Genomic DNA, 587 nt, shown 5'->3' on the forward strand with positions numbered 1-587 from the left:
TGATGCCATTGTGGGCGATGCTGGCCAAAAGCGTACAAAACAGCGATGGAGAGTTTGTTGGGTTAGCCAACTTTGCGACTTATTTTTCTTCTTCAAGCTTGTGGGTTTCCGTTGGTAATACGTTTAGTTTGGGACTCGTTGTAACGACGGTGGTCGGTATTCTGGCCTTTGGTTACGCTTACGCACTCACGCGTTCATGCATGCCATTTAAAGGTCTATTTCACATCTTAGGTACCGCGCCAATCCTTGCTCCCTCACTTTTGCCTGCGATCAGCTTGATCTTCCTCTTTGGCAATCAAGGGGTTGCGAAAGAGCTACTTGGTGGTCACTCAGTGTATGGTGTGATTGGTATTTCAATGGGGTTGATCTTTTGGACCTTTCCTCATGCTCTGATGATTTTGACCACTTCGCTGCGTACTTCCGATGCCCGCTTGTATGAGGCCGCTCGTGCTCTAAAAACCTCACCGATGAAGACCTTTTTTATGGTGACGTTACCTGCGGCGAAATACGGTTTGATCAGCACTCTGATTGTCGTATTCACGTTGGTGATCACCGATTTTGGTGTGCCGAAAGTCATTGGCGGAAGC

1 protein-coding gene is annotated in these 587 nt (G+C 47.9%); it reads left to right on the forward strand.

Annotated elements, in window-relative coordinates:
* A partial coding sequence (locus R7Q48_RS29270; RefSeq protein WP_318133868.1) for an ABC transporter permease subunit occupies positions 1-587 on the forward strand: 587 nt, incomplete at both ends.

The sequence above is a fragment of the Vibrio sp. 378 genome, from assembly GCF_033339435.1.